This is a genomic window from Leptospira kobayashii (assembly GCF_003114835.2).
In the GTDB taxonomy this organism is placed as follows: Bacteria; Spirochaetota; Leptospiria; order Leptospirales; family Leptospiraceae; genus Leptospira_A; species Leptospira_A kobayashii.
In genome coordinates this window covers 1,525,721-1,547,546 of the sequence record NZ_AP025028.1, presented here as the reverse complement: position 1 = coordinate 1,547,546, position 21,826 = coordinate 1,525,721, and the positions used below count along the sequence as shown (strand labels likewise).

The 21,826-nt window shown below is 40.2% G+C and carries 20 protein-coding genes; 7 read left to right on the top strand and 13 right to left on the bottom strand.

Annotated elements, in window-relative coordinates:
* Positions 1 to 8: 8 nt before the first annotated feature.
* A complete protein-coding gene (thiL, locus tag DI077_RS06735; protein ID WP_109018836.1) occupies positions 9 to 920 on the top strand; it encodes a thiamine-phosphate kinase in 912 nt (303 codons plus the stop codon).
* A gap of 19 nt (positions 921 to 939) precedes the next feature.
* On the opposite strand, the gene DI077_RS06730 is transcribed toward thiL, so the two are convergent.
* Both DI077_RS06730 and pcnB read right to left on the bottom strand, forming a co-directional pair.
* Complete coding sequence (locus DI077_RS06730) at positions 940 to 2,196, bottom strand: hybrid sensor histidine kinase/response regulator (protein ID WP_109018835.1); 1,257 nt, start codon at positions 2,194 to 2,196, stop codon at positions 940 to 942.
* A gap of 195 nt (positions 2,197 to 2,391) precedes the next feature.
* The gene (gene pcnB, locus DI077_RS06725; protein WP_242935393.1) at positions 2,392 to 3,903 is read right to left on the bottom strand and encodes a polynucleotide adenylyltransferase PcnB; all 1,512 of its coding nucleotides are present in this window, start codon (positions 3,901 to 3,903) and stop codon (positions 2,392 to 2,394) included.
* A gap of 67 nt (positions 3,904 to 3,970) precedes the next feature.
* On the opposite strand from pcnB, the gene DI077_RS06720 reads away from it, so the two are divergent.
* Positions 3,971 to 4,975 carry a peptidoglycan DD-metalloendopeptidase family protein gene (locus DI077_RS06720; RefSeq protein ID WP_109018834.1) on the top strand — a complete coding sequence of 335 codons (1,005 nt, stop codon included), beginning with the start codon at positions 3,971 to 3,973 and terminating at the stop codon, positions 4,973 to 4,975.
* An 18-nt stretch (positions 4,976 to 4,993) separates the two neighbouring features.
* Here DI077_RS06720 and DI077_RS06715 read toward each other — a convergent pair whose 3' ends face one another.
* Both DI077_RS06715 and DI077_RS06710 read right to left on the bottom strand, forming a co-directional pair.
* Positions 4,994 to 7,312 (bottom strand): SpoIIE family protein phosphatase, encoded by a 2,319-nt coding sequence (locus tag DI077_RS06715; protein ID WP_167837082.1) that lies wholly within the window; start codon positions 7,310 to 7,312, stop codon positions 4,994 to 4,996.
* Positions 7,313 to 7,697: 385 nt separating this feature from the next.
* Positions 7,698 to 8,216: a DUF1564 family protein gene (locus DI077_RS06710; RefSeq protein WP_109018832.1), complete on the bottom strand. Its 519-nt coding sequence runs from the start codon at positions 8,214 to 8,216 to the stop codon at positions 7,698 to 7,700.
* Positions 8,217 to 8,362: 146 nt separating this feature from the next.
* Between DI077_RS06710 and DI077_RS06705 the strand changes: the two genes are divergently transcribed.
* Together DI077_RS06705 and DI077_RS06700 are read left to right on the top strand one after the other, a co-directional pair.
* A complete protein-coding gene (locus DI077_RS06705; protein ID WP_109018831.1) occupies positions 8,363 to 9,289 on the top strand; it encodes a prolipoprotein diacylglyceryl transferase in 927 nt (308 codons plus the stop codon).
* Positions 9,286 to 10,122: a crotonase/enoyl-CoA hydratase family protein gene (locus tag DI077_RS06700; RefSeq protein ID WP_109018830.1), complete on the top strand. Its 837-nt coding sequence runs from the start codon at positions 9,286 to 9,288 to the stop codon at positions 10,120 to 10,122. Before DI077_RS06705 ends, DI077_RS06700 begins: the two co-directional genes overlap by 4 nt.
* On the opposite strand, the gene DI077_RS06695 is transcribed toward DI077_RS06700, so the two are convergent.
* Positions 10,119 to 10,277 (bottom strand): hypothetical protein, encoded by a 159-nt coding sequence (locus DI077_RS06695; protein ID WP_167837081.1) that lies wholly within the window; start codon positions 10,275 to 10,277, stop codon positions 10,119 to 10,121. The two genes, DI077_RS06700 and DI077_RS06695, sit on opposite strands and share 4 nt — an antisense overlap.
* Before the next feature lie 80 nt (positions 10,278 to 10,357).
* Here DI077_RS06695 and DI077_RS06690 point away from each other — a divergent pair, with 80 nt between their 5' ends.
* Positions 10,358 to 11,209 (top strand): tetratricopeptide repeat protein, encoded by an 852-nt coding sequence (locus DI077_RS06690; protein WP_109018829.1) that lies wholly within the window; start codon positions 10,358 to 10,360, stop codon positions 11,207 to 11,209.
* Entirely contained in the window at positions 11,202 to 13,046 is a 1,845-nt protein-coding gene (locus tag DI077_RS06685) for an AAA domain-containing protein (protein ID WP_109018828.1), read from the top strand. Before DI077_RS06690 ends, DI077_RS06685 begins: the two co-directional genes overlap by 8 nt.
* Here the strand turns inward: DI077_RS06685 and DI077_RS06680 are convergent.
* The 3 genes from DI077_RS06680 to DI077_RS06670 are packed head-to-tail and all read right to left on the bottom strand — an operon-like array spanning position 13,024 to position 14,298.
* Positions 13,024 to 13,323, bottom strand: a complete 300-nt coding sequence (locus tag DI077_RS06680) for a hypothetical protein (RefSeq protein ID WP_109018827.1) — start codon at positions 13,321 to 13,323, stop codon at positions 13,024 to 13,026. The two genes, DI077_RS06685 and DI077_RS06680, sit on opposite strands and share 23 nt — an antisense overlap.
* A 7-nt stretch (positions 13,324 to 13,330) precedes the next feature.
* Positions 13,331 to 13,648, bottom strand: a complete 318-nt coding sequence (locus tag DI077_RS06675; RefSeq protein ID WP_109018826.1) for a hypothetical protein — start codon at positions 13,646 to 13,648, stop codon at positions 13,331 to 13,333.
* Positions 13,645 to 14,298: an adenylate/guanylate cyclase domain-containing protein gene (locus tag DI077_RS06670; protein WP_109018825.1), complete on the bottom strand. Its 654-nt coding sequence runs from the start codon at positions 14,296 to 14,298 to the stop codon at positions 13,645 to 13,647. Before DI077_RS06670 ends, DI077_RS06675 begins: the two co-directional genes overlap by 4 nt.
* Positions 14,299 to 14,370: 72 nt before the next feature.
* On the opposite strand from DI077_RS06670, the gene DI077_RS06665 reads away from it, so the two are divergent.
* Positions 14,371 to 17,448 (top strand): PAS domain-containing sensor histidine kinase, encoded by a 3,078-nt coding sequence (locus DI077_RS06665; RefSeq protein WP_109018824.1) that lies wholly within the window; start codon positions 14,371 to 14,373, stop codon positions 17,446 to 17,448.
* A 56-nt stretch (positions 17,449 to 17,504) separates the two neighbouring features.
* Here the strand turns inward: DI077_RS06665 and DI077_RS06660 are convergent, their stop codons facing one another.
* Genes DI077_RS06660 through nrfD form a run of 5 tightly spaced genes read right to left on the bottom strand, consistent with a single transcriptional unit; the run spans position 17,505 to position 21,825 of the window.
* On the bottom strand, positions 17,505 to 18,020 hold the full coding sequence (locus tag DI077_RS06660) for an Lsa16 family lipoprotein adhesin (RefSeq protein ID WP_109018823.1): 516 nt from the start codon (positions 18,018 to 18,020) through the stop codon (positions 17,505 to 17,507).
* A 10-nt stretch (positions 18,021 to 18,030) separates the two neighbouring features.
* Entirely contained in the window at positions 18,031 to 19,281 is a 1,251-nt protein-coding gene (locus tag DI077_RS06655; RefSeq protein ID WP_109018822.1) for a hypothetical protein, read from the bottom strand.
* Positions 19,282 to 19,289: 8 nt separating this feature from the next.
* Positions 19,290 to 19,886 (bottom strand): c-type cytochrome, encoded by a 597-nt coding sequence (locus tag DI077_RS06650; RefSeq protein WP_109018821.1) that lies wholly within the window; start codon positions 19,884 to 19,886, stop codon positions 19,290 to 19,292.
* Positions 19,887 to 20,450, bottom strand: coding sequence for a DUF3341 domain-containing protein (locus tag DI077_RS06645; RefSeq protein WP_109018820.1), 564 nt, complete (start codon positions 20,448 to 20,450; stop codon positions 19,887 to 19,889).
* A 1-nt stretch (position 20,451) separates the two neighbouring features.
* Positions 20,452 to 21,825: an NrfD/PsrC family molybdoenzyme membrane anchor subunit gene (gene nrfD, locus DI077_RS06640; protein ID WP_109018819.1), complete on the bottom strand. Its 1,374-nt coding sequence runs from the start codon at positions 21,823 to 21,825 to the stop codon at positions 20,452 to 20,454.
* Position 21,826 lies beyond the last annotated feature (1 nt).

Genomic DNA, 21,826 nt, shown 5'->3' with positions numbered 1-21,826 from the left:
ACTTACCCTTGAAAGAATCCGAGATCATTCATACCCTATTTCCGAAACAGGATTTCCCCGAAGATGATTGTTATTTTCTGGCACCGGATACCCTTGTCACTACAGATTCTTTGGTGGAAGGAACTCATTTTCTGCACCAGTGGTCTTCTCCCGCTCAAATCGCAGAAAAATTAATCGAAGTCAATGTTTCCGACATCGCAGCTTCCGGGGGACTGCCTAATTTATGCTTTTTGAATCTGGGTTTATCCAAACATTCGAAAGAAGCCGTTTGGGTGAAGGAATTCAGCAAAGCGCTTCTGAAACGTTTGAAAAAATACAAAATGGATTTGGTTGGAGGAGATACTTTTTATTCCAAAACCACTCATTTGACTTTGACTGTTTTTGGCAAAACCTCTCGGCCTTGGTTTCGAAACGGAGGAAAGGACGGGGACTATCTTTATCTTACCGGTTCCCTGGGGGATTCTCAGTTAGGGCTCAACATTCTGAGCAAGGGAAAAGTTAGAGATCTAACCCGATACAAAGCTTCCATTCGCAAACACCTAAGTCCCGAATCTAAAATAGAATTGATCCCTCATTTGCAAAAATACGCGATCCATGCTTGTATGGATATCACCGATGGACTCATCCAGGACAGTCTTAGATTGTCCCTTGCCTCCCGGGGAAAATTGGAAATTCATATGGAGGACTTACCCATATCTCCTCTCATTCGAAAGGAACTGGGATGGGACGGAGCCTTGTCTTCCGGAGAAGAATTGGAACTATTGTTTTTATCACCTTCCGAATTGCCTTCGAAAATCGAAGGAATTCCCATTTCCAAAATAGGAAGATTCCGTTCCTCTCGCAAAACAGAAGTTACTTATATACTTGACGGATCAGTCTATATTCCGAAGAAATTAGGTTTTTTGCATTTCAAAAATTAGAAATCAGTTTTAAATGAATTTATATATAAGGTAATTTGATTTTAAATTCTACTTTTGCCTCTTTTGAATCTTTCGAGTAATCCGTTAAGTTTGCCACCTGGACAGTCCCTCCGAATTTAGTAATAGCCTCACGAACAAAACTCAATCCGAGACCGAAATCCAAAGTTTTATATGCATCGTAATTGTTTTTATTTAAACGGAAAAAAGGCTCGAATAATAAGTTATGTAGCTCGTTGGGCAATGCTTCACCAACTCCATTATCAGAATTCATCACATTGATAAAGGAAAGAGAGATTTCATCTTTTTCCGTATAGATCAAAATCGTAATTTTAGATCCTACAGCGGAAAACTTCATCGCATTTAAAAGTAATTCCGTTATAATTTTAGTGAAAAGAGTCCGATTTAACAATACCTTAGCTTGATCGTATTTACGGTTATCAGGCTTTCCTATCAGAATGGTTTGGTCTTTATTTTTCAGCATATCTTCGAGATTCATCTTCGCTGTGTCCAAGATTACGAAAATATCCTGCACTTCAGTCGGCTCGGTTTTAACCCTATCAAAAATAATATCTTCTATTTCAGAAAAAGTATCTACAATCCGATTCGCATAACTGGCATTTTCTTCTAATATTTCAACGATTTCCTCCTGGAGCAAATAATGTCCTTTCCCATCTTTTTCCATTGCCTTGATTATATCGATAATCTGCATAAGAATACCGAAACCCGCTCCTTGGGAAAGGCTTGTTCTCAATGTTTGGAATAAATTTTTATGAAGGGTTTTTTTATCGAAATCGCCTTTTTCCATCGCGCGATTTTTGAAACTGTACCAATCCAAAAGTTTTTCCAAAGAAATAATTTTCTCTTTTTCATAAATCCATCTGGAAAAATCTATTTCCGTTCGTGAAAGTATCGATTGGACCTTGTTCACTAATTTTTTTCGATCAATCGGTTTGATCAGATAGTCCTGAACATTTTCCCTCATTACATCGATAACGACACTCAATTGTTCATTCGCGGAAATAACAAGAATGGGAATCGTTTTATGAATCGAACGAACGTATCTGACAAAATCAGCGCCATCTCCGTCTGGGAGACCGAGATCTGTGATAATGATGTCTTCACTTTCTAACTTGGATGCTTCGCAATGATTGATGGCAGCTTTACTCGTAGTAAAAGAAAGTATTTCAGCCCCTTCTTTTTTCAGAATCGCACCGTACAACTCCTGTGTGCTGAGATCATCCTCTAGAAGCAATATCTTCGTCTTTTTTGCGAACACTAAATATCTCCTGGGAGACTCTAAATTTTCAAACTTATCTACTACTTTTAGGACGTAATTTTTTAATCAATCTTAATCTTACCTTGATTTAACAGGTACAACGTGAAATGAATGATGGTTTTGCATTGAAATCCTCCTTTGCAAAAAAAGGAGGATTATGATCAACACTGGTGGGGAAATGCGGTATCTAGGGATTTAATCTTCGCTATCGTCCGCCGGTGGTTTTTCCGGGCGACGTGGATTCTGGTCTCTAGGTTCTCTCGGAGTATCGGAATCCGGTTGGTTTTGATTTCCTCGGGATTCGGAATCCGAACCCTGGTCTTGTCCATTCGGGTTTCTTCCGGGATGCGGTCCTCGTCCTCCCCTCATTTTTTTGCGAGGCGGACGTTTCTTTTCTTTTTTACGGTTTTGTTGGCCGAACTGATGGGAATCCGGTTTCGGTCTTTGCCGTAAGGAAATTTCCCAAAAGAAAGCGGATTGAACTGCAGCTTCGTTATTTTCGGAAAGAGCGACAATCTTGTACACCATAAAGGCATCGTAGAAGTAATCTTTCTTTTTGAAGAAAGTATTTTGTCTTTCTCTTTCATCATCAGTCACGAGAAATCTAGGTTGGCTGATAAACACCTTAACAAGATTGTCCTGTTCCCGTTTCGGAATTCCCATTCTCTCGAACACAGGTTGAAGAGCATCTTTGATATTATGGGCAAGATGTCCTTCGTCGGAGGAAAAGATATCGCTTACCAAATCATAAAAAATCAAGGAATAGAAGATGGCAGGAGTCATCTCCTCTCTGGCAGATAACAACTGATCCGTGATGACTAAACGTTTTCCGAGAGGAGTTTCGAGAAAATGTTCTCTCCATTCCGGATCGTTTTTTTTCAGCTTATCAACTAGTTCTTTGAATAGAACTTCAAAAAGAAAATTTTCAGCCAAACCTTGGAAGATTTGAGAAGTTTTCCAAGTGCGGAACATTTTATTGTATTCTTCAAGTAACCTTGCGGAAGAGGATTTCTCCATTTCCAGGCGATTCTTTTTGATAGCAAGTTTTGTTTTCTTTTCAATATCTAACCCGAGTAATACGGAGAACTTTACTGCTCTGAGCATTCTGACCGGATCTTCTTTGAAAGAAATGTCTGGATCGCCGATCACTCGGACGATTTTTTTTTGGATGTCATCAAACCCACCGACGTAATCCAGAATGGAATCGTTTTTAGGGTCGTAGAACAATGAATTGATGGTAAAGTCGCGTCTAGCGGCGTCTTCCTTTGCGGTCCCGAAGGAATTGTCTCTTTTGATTAAGTAATCGTTTTCAGCCTTGTGTTTTTCCAATCTGTGTTCCGGGAGGGAACGGAAAGTGGAAACTTCAATGATCTTACCCTTAAAAATGATGTGTACAATTTTAAATCTTTTGCCAATGATGCGGCAATTATTGAACACTCTTTTGATCTGGTTCGGTGTGGCACTAGTCACAATATCAAAATCTTTTGGGCGTTTACCCATGAGGAGATCACGCACCCCTCCACCTACCAAATACGCTTTATAGCGAAACTTGTTCAGACGGTTGATGATTTTTATGGCATCTTCATCAATGTTTGTACGGCGGATGGAATGTGTCTCTCGGTAGTATCTCTTTCCCTCGGGATACATCAAAAAGGAATCGACAGAGTCGGCTTTCTTTCGGAAAAGAGATGTGAGAAATTTAAACATATTCGATTCGTCCACTTTCCCCCAAAAAATGGCTCGGGCAAGTTAAAAATTGGCAGTTTAACCGACATTGGAAGAAACTTACTCAACAACCACCTATGAAAGGCTCCTCATATCCCAATTGAGGTGGAAAAAGCGTATTTTGAAGCTTTTGGACAAGGGGAAACGAAAAGTTAGTTTTGTACTCATCCCAAATAATGAAAAAGCACTCTTCCAGGTGGAAATCTCTCTGGGAATGCTGGTTTTCCTCTCCGCGCTCTCTTCTGCCCTTGTAGGGCTTTCCCTAGTTTTTTTAGTTTATTTTTCCTTTATTTACCAACCGAACCTTTCTTTGGAAAAAAGGACGGAAACCCAACTCACCTCATTTCTATTTTATGACCTGCTTTCCCAGGATTTAACGGAGTCGGTGAAGGATTTGGAAGGAGCAACCGAGGATTTAAACCTATTGGCCTGGGACCAGATTCCTGAAAAAGAAATGATCACCCAAGATTATCTCTTGAAAGAAGAATTTGAAAAAGACGAAACCCAATTGGATTCCAATCTGAATCTTTATAAAGAAGTGGTTACCACCTACAAGGAGTTTGGTGTTCGTTTAGGAAATTTGGTCCCGAATTTTCAAAATGCAATCGATTACCTTTCCATGAGAGAGAGTATTTTTTATTCCATGCCGAGAGGAAGACCCCTGAAACCGGGAGTGGGAGTTGTCACTTCCACATTCGGATACAGAAGTGACCCTTTCGGAATTTTGCCTGTGGGAGAATACCATTCGGGAATTGACTTTGCAGCAGGAGAAGGGACTCCGATTTATGCAACCGGTCCCGGTGTCATAGGAGATGTGGACGCTGCCGCGGGGGGACTGGGACGTTCCGTTCGGATCAATCACGAAAACGGTTTCTTTACTTTATACGGACACTGCTCTCAAGTTTTGGTATCTCCCGGAGACCGCGTGAAACGAGGAGATAAAATCGCGTTAGTCGGTCAAACGGGAAAGGCAACCGGAGCACACGTTCATTACGAAGTACGTATCGGTCTGGATGCTCCTTTGGATCCGGAAGAATTTATCAACCTGGATTAACAGACTACTTAACTGACGCTAAGCCCAATGTTCGGGAGGAGCAATCGGTTTTCCTTGTTTTTCCAAAAAACGATCCAATTGATGGATTCGTTTATGATCCGGTGATAATTTTCTAGCTTCTCCCAAAATCACGTTGGCCCGATTCCAGTTTTTCAGTTTGATATGAATGAAAGTCAAGTTGAGAAGCACCTTTAGATTGTCAGGTTCTCTCAGTCGGACTCTCTCCGCCATGTCTGCGGAATCATTCCAATCCCCCATATGATACTTGTTCAACGAAGCGAGAAATAATGCTCTGGTTTCTTCCGGAAAATATTTACTGATTTCCTCACATACCTGAAGCGATTCTTTAAACAGCTTTTTTTTATGCAATGCAACTGCATCCTTCCACATGGGACGAAGGTCCAGTGAAATCGAATTTTCGGGACAATACTCGATACGAAGTAGAGAAAGATCGTCAGTAAGATCTCCGAATTTTTGAATGTGTTCCGCTATATTATTGAGGTTGCCATCCCCTTTTTCCACAAATTGCAGAAACTTGGTTTCATCTTCGTTGATGATCCTTTTGTTTTCCCCTTCCGTCCCGATAAGTAGGTCGTCTCTTCCGTCGGAGCCGGAAATCAAAATATCTCCCGGTTTCATTGCAAAAATACGAACGCTTAGGTTTCCTTCGGTGATTCGAATCCCCAATTTGCGAAGCTGCATTTCCCGATCTAAAAATTCAGCGATTCCGTCTCTGTACAATACCAAACTGGGATGTTCCGCATTGATATAATAAACTGTTCCGGTGGAATCGTCCACCAAACCGAGAACAAGCGATACAAGCATGCTTCCGTCGAAAGTTTCAAAAACCTTCTGCAATTCCAAAAATGAATTTTTAAGCCATCTTTCCGGATAAACATTGGAAGTGAGTGTGGACATTTTAGTTCGTTCCACTATGGCTGCAAATACGGAACCGAGAACGAGGACCCCACCTGCCCCTTGAATGGATTTCCCCATAGCATCCGCATTTACAAAGACCGTATAATTTTTGTTTTTCAAACTTACCGAATGAGTAACGCAAAGGTCTCCTCCGATTTCGGAATTCCATTGTTTGAATTGAAATTTCTTTTTCTGCTGAATTAGAAATTCGATTTTGACATCTTGGTTCTTAGAAAGATTGGAACCTAATGGGCGTAATAAAAGCGAAGTAAGAAAATAATCTCCATCCTGTTGTGCCTTCAGCTCCTGGATGCTATCCAAACTCCTGGAAAGTTCCTTGGTTCTTTCGATTACTTTTTGCTCGAGAGTGGCATTCAGAATTTCCGTTTGTCTGTGCAATTCGGTGAATTTGTCCGCAAGGACAGTCGCAATCCCCAACATATAGATGAAAAAGGAATATTTTGAGATGGCAATTCCCGTATTAAAAACAACCGAGTCGAGAATATCGAACATTGCCGTCAAAATCAATGCAATTGATCCGAATAAAAGATTTTTCGAATAACTTGCGTTTGTTTTTACACCTTTGTAAAGTAAATACACTACCGCTGGCAAAACGAAAAGAACAGCGGAGAGCTGCCATAGACGAAGTATATATTCACAAATGTAAAGAGGAGGGAAAACGGTAATGAGCGCCAAACTGATATTAAAATAGAATAAGGTTTTTAAATAACGATTTACGGAGCTGAAATAAAGATAGGAAAAAAACAAATAATAGCAGGAAACGAAAAGGTAGAGAATGATGAGCTCTGTTTTTTGGGTTATTTCGGAATCAAGACCCAGTTCAAAGATCTCATTTGTCCTTGTAAAAAAATAAATCCCGGCCCCGATCGCAAACCCGCAGAAAAACAAATTATGAAGCTCTTTTCTTCTTTTGAGAAATAGAAAAAAATGATACATGCCGATAGCGATATAAACCGCAATCAATCCCAGGGAAGTTCGGTCCTGAGCTTCGTATTTCAGATCATCGTAATACCCGATTTCATAACCCCGAGTTAAATAGAGCCCCGTATGATCGTATCTTGGATCACCTATTATATGTAATACGAGTAGATTGTTTTTCGGTCTTAGAAATTTTTTAGGAAGGTGATATACTTGCCCTCTGATGGTTCTATGAAAACGGATTTGCCCGTTTTCGAAAATCCCGTCCGAGGTAATTTTTTCACCATTGACATAAATGGTAAAAACTTCGCCGATTTCCCCCATCCGGATTCCCATCTGAATTTCGTTTTCGAAATATTCATCAGGTACATCAAATCGTGTAGAAAGGGTATAGTTTGCCGAGGATTCGGAAGAAGGATAAAACTGGTTCAACCAAATCGGAAACGATCGAACTTCTTTCCAATCCTTCGAACCGTCCATGTTCTCCTCCGGCTTGAAATCCGGTTTTAAATAGTTTTGGTTAAAATCATTTTTGATATTCCATATTCGGCCTTCACACTTCTTTTCCGAACATAGTTCAGACAAATGGATTGGCTCTATGGCGTAAACGGCTAGAGAGAAAAAAAAGTAAAGCAGTAAGGAAATAGAAAGGCGCAGTTTAAGCATGGGAATTGTTTCTTGTTATGGAAATGTAAGCCAGAGTCAAACCAAATTCTGTTTTAAGACAGATGATGCAATGATTTGCCTAGAGATTGATCAAATTTGTATGATGGTCAGTATTTATTCTTCGTTGGCAGAAGAAATCAAGCCATGGCAACTAACATAAATTAAATTTGATTAGGGTAAATACGGAAAATGCGGGGAGTTATAATCGATAGATCAAACGAACCCGAAAGAAACTACCTGGCCAAGAAGGTTTTGTAGTGAGGGTGAGTTTGAGTTGGGGGAGGAGGGCTAGAGGTCTAACCACCCCCATCTCCCCCAAAACCTCCCCCCACCCAATATCATCCATCTCCAACATATACGAAAACAACCAACATTTCGAAACCCCGAGATAAGTCGCAATAACACCGAATTCAATCAAATCCACTTCCCTTACCTTTACCCCAATTCTTTTCAAATTCAGTCCTTCCGATTGGTAGGCCCGATTCACGGAAGTAGCTCTTACGCCACGACAATTTACTGTAGACTCCACATAATTTCGCAAAAGCGAACGAAATGCTTGAGCGAAGGTTCGATTCCGAACCAAAGATTCCAATTTCATCTGAAGATGAGCCGGAACAAGAAACATAGCACCGATAGAAGTGTATCGATCCATTTTAGATACATTATTGTAAACGTTGATAGAGATAGGGTGACTGAGATAAGTTGGTTTTTTTGCCATACAAGCTATATGGTTGAAAAACCAATCCCTTTGGTTCGAAAAAGTTTACATTTACTCAGTTTTAAATCTAATTTTTAAGAAACTTTGAATCCCCTCCTCCCAAAATTCTCCTTTTCACTCACCCCTATCCTTTCTAGCGTATTCCTATGATTGATCGAATTCCAATACCTAACCCATTTGGATGGGAAGGACTTTCCACTTTTAGCCTTCTGATGATGTTGGCATTCCTTGTCGGTTCTTATACCTTACCGAAAGAATTAGCTAGAAAAAAACTAGACCCAAGTCATTCCGATTGGCTGATATTTCTTGGAATTTTAGGCACTTTGATTGGTGCGAAAGTGTTTTTCATTTTTGAAATTTGGGATCAAATTTTTGTGAACGTTCCCGGATACGAAGGTAGATTTATCTATCCTATCACTCATTGGAATGGATTCCCGGGACAACCCGGACTTTGGTCTTCCCTGTTTAGCGGAGGGGGACTAGTATTCTTCGGAGGCTTGCTTTTCGGAATGCTATTCATTATCCTCTATTTCAGATACTTTAAACTGGATACTGCGGCATATCTGGATGCGGTCGTTCCGTCCGTTAGCATCGGCTATGCGATCGGGAGATTGGGATGTTTTATCAGCGGAGACGGATGTTACGGATTTGCAACGGAAGCCAACATTCCTTTTTTCGTTTTCGAATTTCATGGCGCCCACCCTTCCGGCGTCCCCGTATGGAATACTCCCGTCATGGAATCCATTATGGCATTCGGATATTTTGCTTATTTCCAATACTGGGCACGTTACCAAAATTTTAAAAAATTAAGCATTGGCGCCCAATTTCTGATTCTTCATGGAATTGCCCGACTATCTATCGAATTCCTTCGCGTCAACAAAGCTGTTTTTCCGTTTATCGACCCGCCTAATATGGTAAATATTCCGGATGCAAGTGGCAATCCCACCTTTCTGACAGGATACTATTGGCATGGATTCTCCCAATCCCAATATATATCTCTTGCATTGATAATTGCAGGTGTGATAATGATGGTCCGAGGAAAACTCTGGCAAAAAGAGGTGCAACCCGCATGACTTCCTATCCGTTTTTCGAAATAGAACAAGAAAGAAATGTTGCAATTGTTTACTTAAACAAGCCTGAAAAAAGAAACGCAATGGATTGGTCTTTCTGGAGAGACCTACCCGCGGTCATTGATGACATCAATCGGAATCCGTCCGTTCATTGCTTTATGATTGCCGGGAAAGGAAAATCCTTTTCTACGGGACTTGATTTGGATAATTTTTTCAACGAATTCAGTTCTGTCGTACAAGGCGAATTAGGCGACAATCGGGAAAAGCTCTATCATCTGATTCTAACCATGCAAAAAGGGATCAATGCGATTTACGATTCTCTCAAACCTTCGGTTTCCGTTATCCAAAAACATTGTATTGGCGGTGGTTTGGACCTGATTTCTGCAACTGACGTTCGTTATGCCTCACAAGACGCTTCTTTCTCCTTACGGGAAGCTAAAGTGGGGATCGTTGCGGATATGGGATCTCTCCAAAGATTGCCCGGCATCATCGGCCAGGGAAATACCAGAGAACTTGCACTGACCGGAAAAGACATTGATGCAACCGAAGCGTTGAGAATGGGACTTGTTACAAAAGTACTTCCCGATTTCGATTCTTTACTCAAAGAGGGAAAGAACACAGCGCATGAAATCGCGGAGAATCCGACTCTGGTAATTCGCGGAGTAAAACAAGTATTAAACTATGGGGTAGGCAAATCTCTTTCTGATTCCTTGAATTATGTAGCGGTTTGGAATTCCAGTATGTTGGATTCCAAAGATTTTCGTTCCGCCATCCAAGGCTTTCGGGAAAGAAAAAGACCTACATTCAATCTTGAAACAAGAAGGTTGAACGATTAACAGTAAATGTCTAGTAGCCTTTGGGGAGAAACTTGCGCTGTTACTTTCTCTTCAATGGCCATTTTCATCAATTTTTCCGACAGTTCGCTGTTCTGTTTAAAAATCTCTTTCGGTAAATTCGCAACACTTTGGAGGCTAATTGCATTGTTGATCATATCCCCCTCCTATTTGGGTTCTATACTCCCCAGTCTTAAGTTCGACAGTATCCCGAAAATCTTGAGCCATTTCTAGAAAAATGAACTATTTTTTTACACTGATTCGGGAGGCAAAAGAAAGGGAGGAAGAGAAGGAATTCACCAAAGCATTCAATCTTTATACCCAAAGCGAACAACATACGAAAAACCAAGCCTCTCTTATCAAGATTAAAGCGAAAAAAGCATGGTGTTTGCATTCCGTCGGTAATCCCAAAGAAACAGATTCATTATTCCAGGAAATTCTCGCCTCATTCCCCAAATCACCGTTAAGTACTGTTGTATATTCTAAATATCTAATTAAAACAAAGCGGTATAAAGCGGCCAAAAACCTACTTGCTAAGGGCATCGAAGAATTTCCCACTTATCTGGAAAATTACCTGATCCTCGCTTCCCTTCTAAAAGATACGGAAAGATCCGAAGAAGCGATTGAAATTTTGAAACTAGCTCTTTCTCAGGAAGAATTAACCAGGGCAAGAGGAATCGACAGAAAAGATATCTGGGCGGAACTGGGGTCTCTTTACTTTTCCAGAGGAGATTTCAATTCATCACTCGCTTGTTTAAAAAAATCACAGAAGATGTCGAAAGAAGAAGATTTTCTTCATTACGATGTGCTATCCTTGTGTTATTTGGAGTTGGAAGATCCTGATAATGCCCTGAAAAGCATACATCTCTTTTTGGAATACAGAGGAGAGATTGATCCGGATATTCTTTTGATATTAGCGCGAGCACAATGTAGGTTGGGACTCATCGACGAAGCGGCGCAAAATCTGATTCAAGCTTACTCATATGAGGATTCGTTGTCTTTGAAAGCACATGATTTCATTGACTTCGCTCCGCTCCTCAGAAATGGTTTTTTTACAACGTTAGAAAATATAGAATGGGAAGATGAATAATATAATTTCAAAGAGTCTGGACGAAACCCTTCAAATCACAAAAAGTTCGGTTCTTGTAGAAAGAGAATTGGAACGAAACTTATTTCAAAAAGAAAAATCAAATTCCAAAAACAATCTCAAAGGATTATCCATCGACGATCACTTCTATATAACAGGAGATATATGGAGAATCTCCATATCCGTCTCAAGCCCTAACGCAAACAAATCCTGGTTGAGGCAAGGTGCTCCTGCATTACTGGAAAGAGAAGATTTTTCCCTGGTTGTACAAATTTACCAAGTGAAAGAGAAACTCATCATTTTACAATACAAAGGTGAAATCGAAATTCCGGAAGAAACATCGTTTACGCTTTCTCCTTGGTATTCCGAATCAACTTATGATGCCTACTTGGAAGCGATCGATACTCTCGCGCAAAAAAAAGATAAACGTGCCCGAGACCTACTCTCCTGGATTTTAGGCTTCAACAAAAACGAAAAACCAAGTCCGCCAAAACTTCAAAACATAGCTTCTTATTCGGAAAAATTACTGGATATTAATGATTATGCCTTTCTATACGGACCACCTGGAACCGGTAAGACGACTGTTCTTACGGAATCGATTCAAAAATGGAAAGCGCAAGGAAAATCGATTCTAGCACTTGCACCTACCAATTTTGCTGCGGATTACCTAGTGGAAAAAGCGGTAAGTCAAGGGCTAAGACCGCTCCGTTTGGGAAATTCCGCAAAAATCAAAGAATCCGTCCAAGATTATTTACTGGATACTGCTCTGGAAGAATCCGAGGAACAAAAACAAATCAACATTTGGCGAAAAGAATGGCAAAATCTGAAAAAGAAAGCGTTCGCATGGAAAAGGAATTTCGGCGCTGAGGAAAGAGAAGAAAGGAAACAGCTCCAGAAAGAAGCGAAAGAACTGATTAAATTAATCGGTAGTTCTCAAAAGAGAGTCAAAGAAAGAATCATTGCAAATGCTGATTTGGTAGTATCGACTTTTTTAGGAGCCTGGAATTTTTTCGAAGAAGGAAAAAAGTTCGATATAGTTGTAGTGGACGAATGCACTCAAGCCTGGGAAAGCGCCTGTTATATGGCTATTCTTATGGGAGAAAAAGTAATATTCGCAGGAGACCCGAAACAGCTTCCACCGACTTTTCTGGATACGAATACCTCTCAAATGAAATCATTCCTGGAAAAAGGAATCGAAGAAGATGACGGAACCAGAACAATCTTTTTAGAAACGCAGTATCGGATGCACAACGATATTCTATCTTTTTCAAATAGCGAATTTTATGACTCCAAAGTGATTACAAGCGATTCTCTCTCTCCTTCGGTAAGTTCAAATATCAAATCGGTCTTAGGTTCCGACAAAAATCTTTTTTGGATCGATACCGCAGGTTCCGACGCTTCGGAAGAAACGAGCGAAGAAGACGAATCCACATTTAATACGATGGAAGCGGACCTTATCTTGGAACTTCTTGGGAATGACATCAATAAATCCTCCATCACGATTCTTTCTCCCTATCGGGCTCAGATAGATCTGATTAAAGAAAAAATAAGCAAAGAATTTTCCGGTGGAACCGATCTACCGATGGTTCAGACTATCGATTCTTTTCAAGGAAGAGAGGCGGACACGATCATTCTATCTTTCGTTAGAACGAACGACGAAGGAGAGATCGGTTTTTTGAAAGATTATCGAAGGCTAAACGTAGGATTGACAAGAGCTAAATCAACTCTCATTCTGATAGGAGATAGCGTCACTCTCTGCTCGGACAAAGTATATTCCAGATTATTTGAAACTGTTCAAATCATAGGAGAACATAGAACTATTTTTGAATTTTTATACTGATTTTGCTGGTATAAATAATCGAAGCAAATCCACCGCCAACTAAAAGCAGTAAATAAGATACAGCGACTAACAATGTCTGTAACCAAACGAAAGGAAATGATAAAAATAAAAATGTCAAGGGCATGCCCAGGATTGTAAAGGTAAACCCTGCAAAATAGATAAGTAGAAAATCGAATTTCAAGTTATACTTTGTCGCTAAAATAAAATTACCCAACCAATAGATCGGGAAGATCGCTAAAGTAAGAACAGGGTGAAAGAGTATAAAGTAGAGTAACATGGTTCTGTTAAGATGTTTTTGTAATAAAGATCCGTTTTGAAATTAATATTCCTATCAGAGGGCAAAAGAACAAAATCATCCAGAACACAACGGCAGTTTGTAACTGCAATGCAATGCTGAGATAAAAACAAAGGGAGCCTACCAGTACGGAAAAAGGAAGCGCAAAACAAAGAGAAGGGAAAAATAAAAACCTTAAATCGGATTTGGAAAGTTTCACAACTAGAAATAATACGAAATAAGAAAAAAGGAAAATGAAAAAAGCAACATAAGGAAGCAAGAAATAAATTCCAAACAAAGCCATGGTTTCGTTATGAGAAGAATTCATAAAACCACCCACTTGGAATCATCCAAAGAATACATAAGGCGAAATGCTCCGTCAGCCCCCGGAGGAACATCTTCGATCTCTTCAAAATCGAAATCAACTACAGTCTCCGCATTTTCTTTTACGGAACTAGTCACTAAAATATCCCATGCTTTTGCTGTATCCTCTCCTAGTTTGGAAGCTGCATTCACTTCGGATCCAAAAACATCGGTATCTCCAATCTTCAGAATCTTTCCGTATCCTAAGCCAACGCATAACAAAATCTGCTCTTCTGCCAACTTACCTTCGTTATATTTTTTAACCGTTTTTTGCATCTGTATCGCACACTGAATGGCCTTATTAGTGTTCCGGAACAATACCAAAAAACTATCCCCTTCATCTTTTAATAAAATCCCATCGTATTCGTCCAATACCGGAATCAGGATTCTTTGAGACTCGTAGATCGTTTGTAAAAAATGAATGATTCCGAACTGAGCCACCCCACGAGAAAAGCCGGACAGATCCGTGAACATCACACACCATGTCTCTCCGAAAAGATCCCAAATCCTATTGTCAATAACGGTTTGATTTGCACCTGATTTCAGTCTTTCTTCTAAAAGTTTTTCGAGTCTTTCTTCCGAAGCGGAAGTGGCAATAGTACGTTTTTGACCCATAATGTGAAACTATATCATTCTAAAATTTTAGATTGTCAAAGTAAATTTTTTATTAAAACTGAATGCTGATAAATGGATTATCCGAGGCCAAAGACATTTGAAGAAGCTCTCGATCGAATTGCAGCTTTAGAAAAAGAAATTAGCAATAGCAAACTATTTCAAATTTCAGAAGAGCGATATCGTAAAATGTTCGAATTTGATACGGACGCTATCGTTGTATTTGATCCGGTCAGTGGCTTTTTCGTGGAAGCAAATCCAAGTGCTTGTGATTTTTTCCATTATAGCAAAAACGAATTATTAGGAATGACCCCTTACGGTCTTAGTCCGGATTATCAGCCGGATGGCAAATATTCTCAAGATGCAGCCATGTTTTATATCGAAGAGACGATAAGAACAGGTTCCTGCATTTTTGATTGGACGCATAAGGATAAATTCGGCCAAACCATTCCTTGCGAGATTCATACACTGGCGATTCCCTACTTCGACGGTAGTCTGCATGTAAGAGGACTTATTAAAGATAAAAGAAAAATTTTGGAATTGGAAAAACAAATTATCAAAAACCAAGATTTGATCACCAGAATTACCAAAACGCTTCCGGGAATTTTATATATCTTAAACCTAGAAGACCGATCCTATACTTATTTTAATAATAATTTCGAAAACCTTCTAGGCTACCAAGAAACGGAGTTTTCTTCCTTCAACTCAACAGACCTGCTAAATTCCCATGTCCATCCGGAAGACACGGACAACCTGAGAGAACATTTACAAATCATGTTGGAAAATCCCAGTCTGCCTTCAAAAGAATTGGAATTCCGTTTAAGAAAAAAAACAGGCGACTATCTTTGGTTACATACCTGGGAAACAGTTTTCAAACTAAACAAGGCGACCGGCAGAGTGGAGGAAATTCTCGGAATTGCACAAGATGTAACAAAAGTTAAGCAACAAGAAATTTACTTAAAAGAGAATGACTTCCGTTTTAAAACGATAGCGGAACAAACCGGGCTCATCGTTTACGAATATGATATTCCTTCGGGAAAGATATACTGGGAAGGAGCCATCAAAGAGGTATTAGGTTATACGAAAGCGGAATTCGATTTGGATATCATCGGTTGGGCGAAATTAATTCATCCTGACGATATTTTTCGGGTTCAGAAAAATTTGGAATTTTCCATCCGAAACGAAATCTCCTTTAAAGACACTTATCGATTTAAAACAAAAGAAGGGAATTATATCGATATTAACGAAAGAGGCGTCTATGTAAAAGGAGACCACTTTCATTCCACTAGAATGTTCGGTGTGTTGGAAGATGTTACTTCCAAAAGATTGGCCGAAGAAGAAATCAGAAAGAGCGAGGAAAGATTTCGAATCGTTGCGGAACAAACCGCTCAAATGTTATACGAAGTCGATATGGAGACTGAAAATATAATATGGGCCGGCGCTATAACTAAGGTTACAGGATACTCGGAGGAAGAATTCAAAAGGTTCAATCTGTCCGAATGGTTCGATTCGATTCACCCTGACGAAAGAGCGAATTCCAAAGAAATTTTCGAGTCCGCAAAAATCGGGTCCGGTATTTACAACGATATTTATCGTTTCAAAAAAAAAGACGGCGATTATATATACCTGGAAGATAGGGGAACTTTCCTAAAAGACGATTCCGGAAATATCACTCATATGTTCGGAGTCATGGAAGATGTTAACGAAAAACGTCTTTATGAAGAAGAGCTTAAATCAAGCGAAGAAAGATTCCGTACTTTCTATCAACTTACAAACGAACCGGTCCTCATTATTGATCCGTTAGATGGTAAAATATTAGATACAAACCCCGCTTTGCATACCTTATTTGAATTCGAGAAACACGAAATGTTGGGATCATTCCTTGATAAACTGTTTTCCAGACCGTCACTTATCAAAGACCTGACTTTGAATCTGGATGATCCCGTGGTTCCTATTTCCGTCGAAGGAATTACAAAAAACGAGAAAAGGATTCCCCTGCTCGTTTCTGGCAGACTTTTCATTATAGGAAAACAGGAACGATTTCTTATTTCCGTATTGGATCTTTCTTCATTGAAGGAAGCGGAAACACTTAGGCGTGCAATCCAGGATATTGAAGAAAGAAACAGATTGATCCAGGATCAAAAAGCGGAACTTGAATTTGCGATAGATACTTTGAAAAAAACCCAAAATAAATTGATACTTTCCGAAAAGATGGCATCTCTCGGGCAATTGATAGCAGGGATCGCACATGAAATCAATAATCCTATCGGAGCGATGAAAGCATCGAGCGAACTCATCCAAGATAGTTTGGAAAATCTTCAATCGAATTTACATCGCTTCATTCAATTATTCAAAACTTCACCTGAAAACATATTGGAAGAAGTAAAGGAATGGATTCAAGTTTCCTCCCATCTGGATAATATGCGACACGGGATGGAAGCGCGTAAGCTCAAAAAAAAACTAACAGAGGAATTGAATCTTCTGAATGTAAAAAATCCTTCCCATATCGCAGATGAAATCGTTGATATGGGAATCCAAGATAGTCTGGATCAAATCAAATTGTTTACGAAGTATCAGGATTTTTATGAAATTTTCACCTTCGGAATGTATCATATTCGTTCTTTTCAACATTTAAATTCCATTCGCGAGTCCATTGGTCGTATTGCAAAGATTGTATATGCTTTAAAAAACTTCTCTCATATTGATATCTCCGGAATGAAAGCGCCTACGAATATCGCGAAAAACCTGGAAACAGTTTTAACAATCCATCAAAACCAACTGAAAAAAGGAATAGAAGTTATTAAGGAATTCGAAGAATGTCCGGATATTCCATGTTATGCGGATGACTTGATGCAAGCCTGGACCAATCTCATATTCAATGCGATCCAGGCTATGAATTACAAAGGAACCCTAACGATCAAAATCAAAAATGCGGAAGCCCATATCATTGTTTCCATCAAAGACACCGGTACAGGGATTCCGATTGAAATACAACCTCGCATCTTCGAACCCTTTTTTACAACAAAGGCACCGGGAGAAGGAAGCGGGCTCGGACTAGATATAGTAAAAAGAGTGATAGAAAAACACGAAGGAGAAATCCGCTTTCTCACTTCCAAGAACGGAACCGAATTTCAAATCTTTCTTCCCAAATAAAAAAGCCCAAGGCGTTAAACCCTGGGCTTCCCAAAACGAAGTCTTGAAAGATTCGTTTAGTTTTGTTTCAGAATGTTTTTATTCACGTATTCCGTATCTTCCAATCCCTTTGTAAGTTCAGCCAAAGGAATCTTATCTTTAGGAAGATCTTTCAAAGTTCCGTACTCATAACCTTTAGGATAATGTTCTTTATCATTCGGGTCATAGAAGAATTTGTAATCTTTCACAAGGTTTTTAGAATAACGCCATACGCTTTGTTCCGGGTCTTGATTCACTATGAAACATTTCGGGTTCATATAACCTTCATTCTTCGCAGTTTGAACACGGATAAAATATCTCGGCGCCCATACGTTATGATTTCTGTTTTCAAAAACTTTTACGACGGTTCCTACCGGAACAAATTCAACCACATTGGACTTGTTATCCGCTTCCGCATACAACGGAACCGTAAAATCCAATGTTGCCTTGTTTGTTTTTGCATCACAAAGTTTATGCCAAGCAACTTGCGCATTATGAGAACAATTTACAAAGCCTGCTAAAGCGAGAGTGCTAATTAGGATTGTCTTTTTCATATTCATTTACCTATTGATTGTGGTGTAGACATTCGTCTAACCTTGGATCACCGACCGGAACCAGACTGTGTTTTTCCAATTTTTTAAAGACAAAAAGTCCGAAAAGTCCGATCGTTCCGATCGTTGCTCCCAGAGCCAATCCGAAGTGAACGAACGAGAATTTTTCGAAACTGGCAGGGAAAACCAACCAGAATAATTCAAAAAACTGAACTGCGAAAATCCAAATTGCCATCTTCCATAGAAAATCCAAATCACGTTTGTTAGGACGGTTCAAAAGAAGTAAAAATGGAATTACGAATTTTACAAAAGGAAGAAGAAGAGTAGTATAACCCCATCCTCCTGTAAGTCTCATCTCGTAGAAAAAAGTTTCTTCCGGGATGTTTGCATACCAGATCAACATGAACTGAGAGAATCCTACGTAAGCCCAGAAAGTGGTCATACCTAGTAAAAATTTTGCGATATCATGGTAATGGTTTTCATTCACCACTTCTCCGTAGAAACCGTTCTTTTTCAAGATTGCGATCACTAATAGGTAAGAAGCAAGACTGGTTTGGAAAGCACCTGCAAATGTATAAACTCCGAACATAGTGGAAAACCAGTGAGGAGAAAGGGACATGAGAAGATCAAATGCGAACAAACACCAGGAAAGTGCAAAAAACAGAATGAACCCGCCGGAAAATTTGGCAAGTGTCTTTGTTGTTCCGACCTCTTTGTCTTTGTCCTGCCCTACGGATTTGCTGTGGAAGATATAAGCAAACACAGTCCATACGACCAGAAAAAGAACAATTCGAATGATAAACGCAGTCGGATTCAAATATCCGCTTTTGTGATGAATCAAATGGTCTTTTTCACGAATCGTAGCATCCGCCCATTCATACAGATCATGCATTCCGAAAAGAACACCGATCAGAAGAACTCCCAGAACAGGTACGAATAATCCGTAAGTTTCGAAAAGACGTCTTACAGTCACTGACCAATGAGATCCTGTTAGGTGCTGGATGGCAGTGAAGAAAATCCCGGTAATGGCAAGCCCTGCAACAAAGTAAGTTGCTACAAGAAGCGCATGATAACCCAGGTTGGTATGGTGGAAACGTCCTGCTTCATCCATATGACGGGATGTTTCGTGTCCATAACCGAGAAAGGATACAAGTAGACTCACTACCCCGATTCCAATCATTGCGATCAAAGCGTTTCGCAAATTGGCAGGAAGCTTGAATTGTAAAAGTTTTTCGTCTAGTTTAGCTGCTTTGTGTGCGCTCATAGTTTCCTCTAGTTTGCCTGGCTCAGCTTTTGATTTTTGGCTTCGAACTCTTGCAATTTACGAATGTAAGCAATGAGTTTCCAACGATCTTCCGGTTCGATCTGGAAAGCATAACTTCCCATCAGACCACGACCCATAGTGATGATATGATAGATTTGTCCGTCAGACCAGGAACGGATTTTGTCCGAAGTCACAGGAGGAGGAGACTGAGCAAACCTTGGATAAGGACCGACTACGTTTCCGTTTCCAGCTCCACGAACTCCATGACAAGGAGAACAATAGGTTTGGTATCTTTTTTCACCTAACATCAAATCACCTAAATTCGCTTTTACGATCGGATTTTTCAATCCTTTGTCAGGGTTTGTAAGATTGTCAGGAGTGGCGACAGCAGTATAAGGATAAGGGTAATATCCTACAGGAATCGCACCTTGGGGAGGAATACGGGAAGCCGCTCCGTTTCTGGAAAACGAATCCGCCTCTTGGGATTCTCTTGCAGGAGAATCATACATATTGGGAAAATATTCCCAAACTGGTGTCTTGTATTCGCAGTTCGCTAAAGAAAGAAGTGCTAATGCGAATAACAAACGTAAAATGATATTTTTCATCTATTTGTTCTCCGATTTTACAACAGTCACTTCCGTGCCGCCGAGTCCTTTGATAAAGGAAACAACTTCCGATTCGTTATAACCTTTTGCATGTTTCGGAATCCAAAGGGCAAATTTATGAGAAGTGATGTCTTTATGAAGAATCCTTCTATTTGCCTTAGGAAGACCGGAAAGGAAAAAGAGGGCCACAACAGTGTAAATACCTGCTGCGAAAACGGTTAATTCGAAAATGATGGGAACGTAAGCAAACCATGCGTTCAAAGACTTACCTGCGATATTCAAAGGCCAGTCATGAGCGTGTGTTAGGTATTGAAATAAAATACCGATCGTGCATCCGAAAATCCCTGCAAAGAAAGTCACCCAAGGAAGTCCCGATCTAGGTGTTCCCATCGCTTCGTCAATCCCGTGAACAGGATAAGGAAGCAGGCAATCAAAACCTTCGTAGTTTTTTTCCTTGGTTTTTTCCGCTGCATGAATGATCGCATCGGGAGTGTCGAAGAGGCCGAAAACCCCTTCTTCCATCTCTTTGTATTTATGAAATTGTTCTAGTTTAGGAAGATACATATTAGTGATGTGCTCCTTCTTTTGCAGGCATAACCGTTTTTACTTCCGCAATCGCAATCACCGGCATGATTCGACACCACATCAGGAATAATGTGAAGAAGATACCGAAAGTTCCGATTAACATTGCATAGTCGAAAAGAGTGGGAGTATACATGGCCCAACTGGAGGGTAAAAAGTCGCGGTTGAGTGTCATCATGATCACAAATCTTTCAAACCACATCCCCACGTTTACAACGAGAGATGCGATGAACATCACAGGGATATTGTAACGAAGTTTTCTGAACCAGAACACTTGCGGACTGAGAACGTTACAGGAAATCATAATGAAATAAGCCCAACCGTAAGGACCGAAGGCTCTGTTCCAGAATGCAAATCCTTCGTATTCGTTACCGGAATACCAAGCGATGAAAAACTCAGTTCCGTAAGCAAGACCTACGATGAGACCGGTAACCATCATGATTTTGTTCATGTTGTCCAAGTGTTTTCCGGTGATGTAGTCTTTTAGGTTGAATACTTCCCGAGCGATTACCATAAGAGTTACCACCATGGCAAAACCGGAAAAGATCGCACCGGCAACAAAGTACGGTGGAAAGATCGTAGTATGCCAACCAGGCAAAATGGAAACAGCGAAGTCAAAAGATACGATTGTGTGAACCGAAAGAACGAGTGGTGTGGAAAGTGCCGCGAGAATCATACATACGATTTCCATATGAGACCAAGCGCGAGCGGAACCGACCCAACCGAAAGAAAGAATGTTATAAAGACTCTTTCTCCAAGTTTCCGTTGCTCTATCTCTAAGAGATGCTAAATCGGGAATGAGTCCGATGTACCAGAATACCACCGAGATGGAAAGGTAAGTAGATACCGCGAATGTATCCCAGATCAGAGGAGATCGGAAGTTCACCCAAAGAGGACCCCTTTCATTCGGATAAGGGAAAAGCCAGAATCCTACCCAAGGGCGTCCTACGTGAAGGATCAAGTTGGATGCGGCAACAAGAACGGCAAAAATCGTCATCGCTTCCGCAGCTCTGTTGATCCCTGTTCTCCAACCTTGACGGAAAAGGAATAATACCGCAGAAATCAAAGTTCCTGCGTGACCGATACCAATCCAGAATACGAAGTTTACTACGAAAAATCCCCAACCAACCGGGTTGTTGATCCCGAGTAGGTAAAGACCTTCATAAAATAGATAACCGATGATGGCAACGTCGATGAGTGTGATCGTTGCGACCAAAGTGAAAGTATTCCACCACAGTTTTGTGGGAAAATCCTCATTCGGTTTGGCGATATCAGATGTTACATCTTTGATGCTTTTCCCGCCTGTTACCAGGTCGGGGATGTCCAATTTATCTCGAACTGCTTGTGCTATTGACATA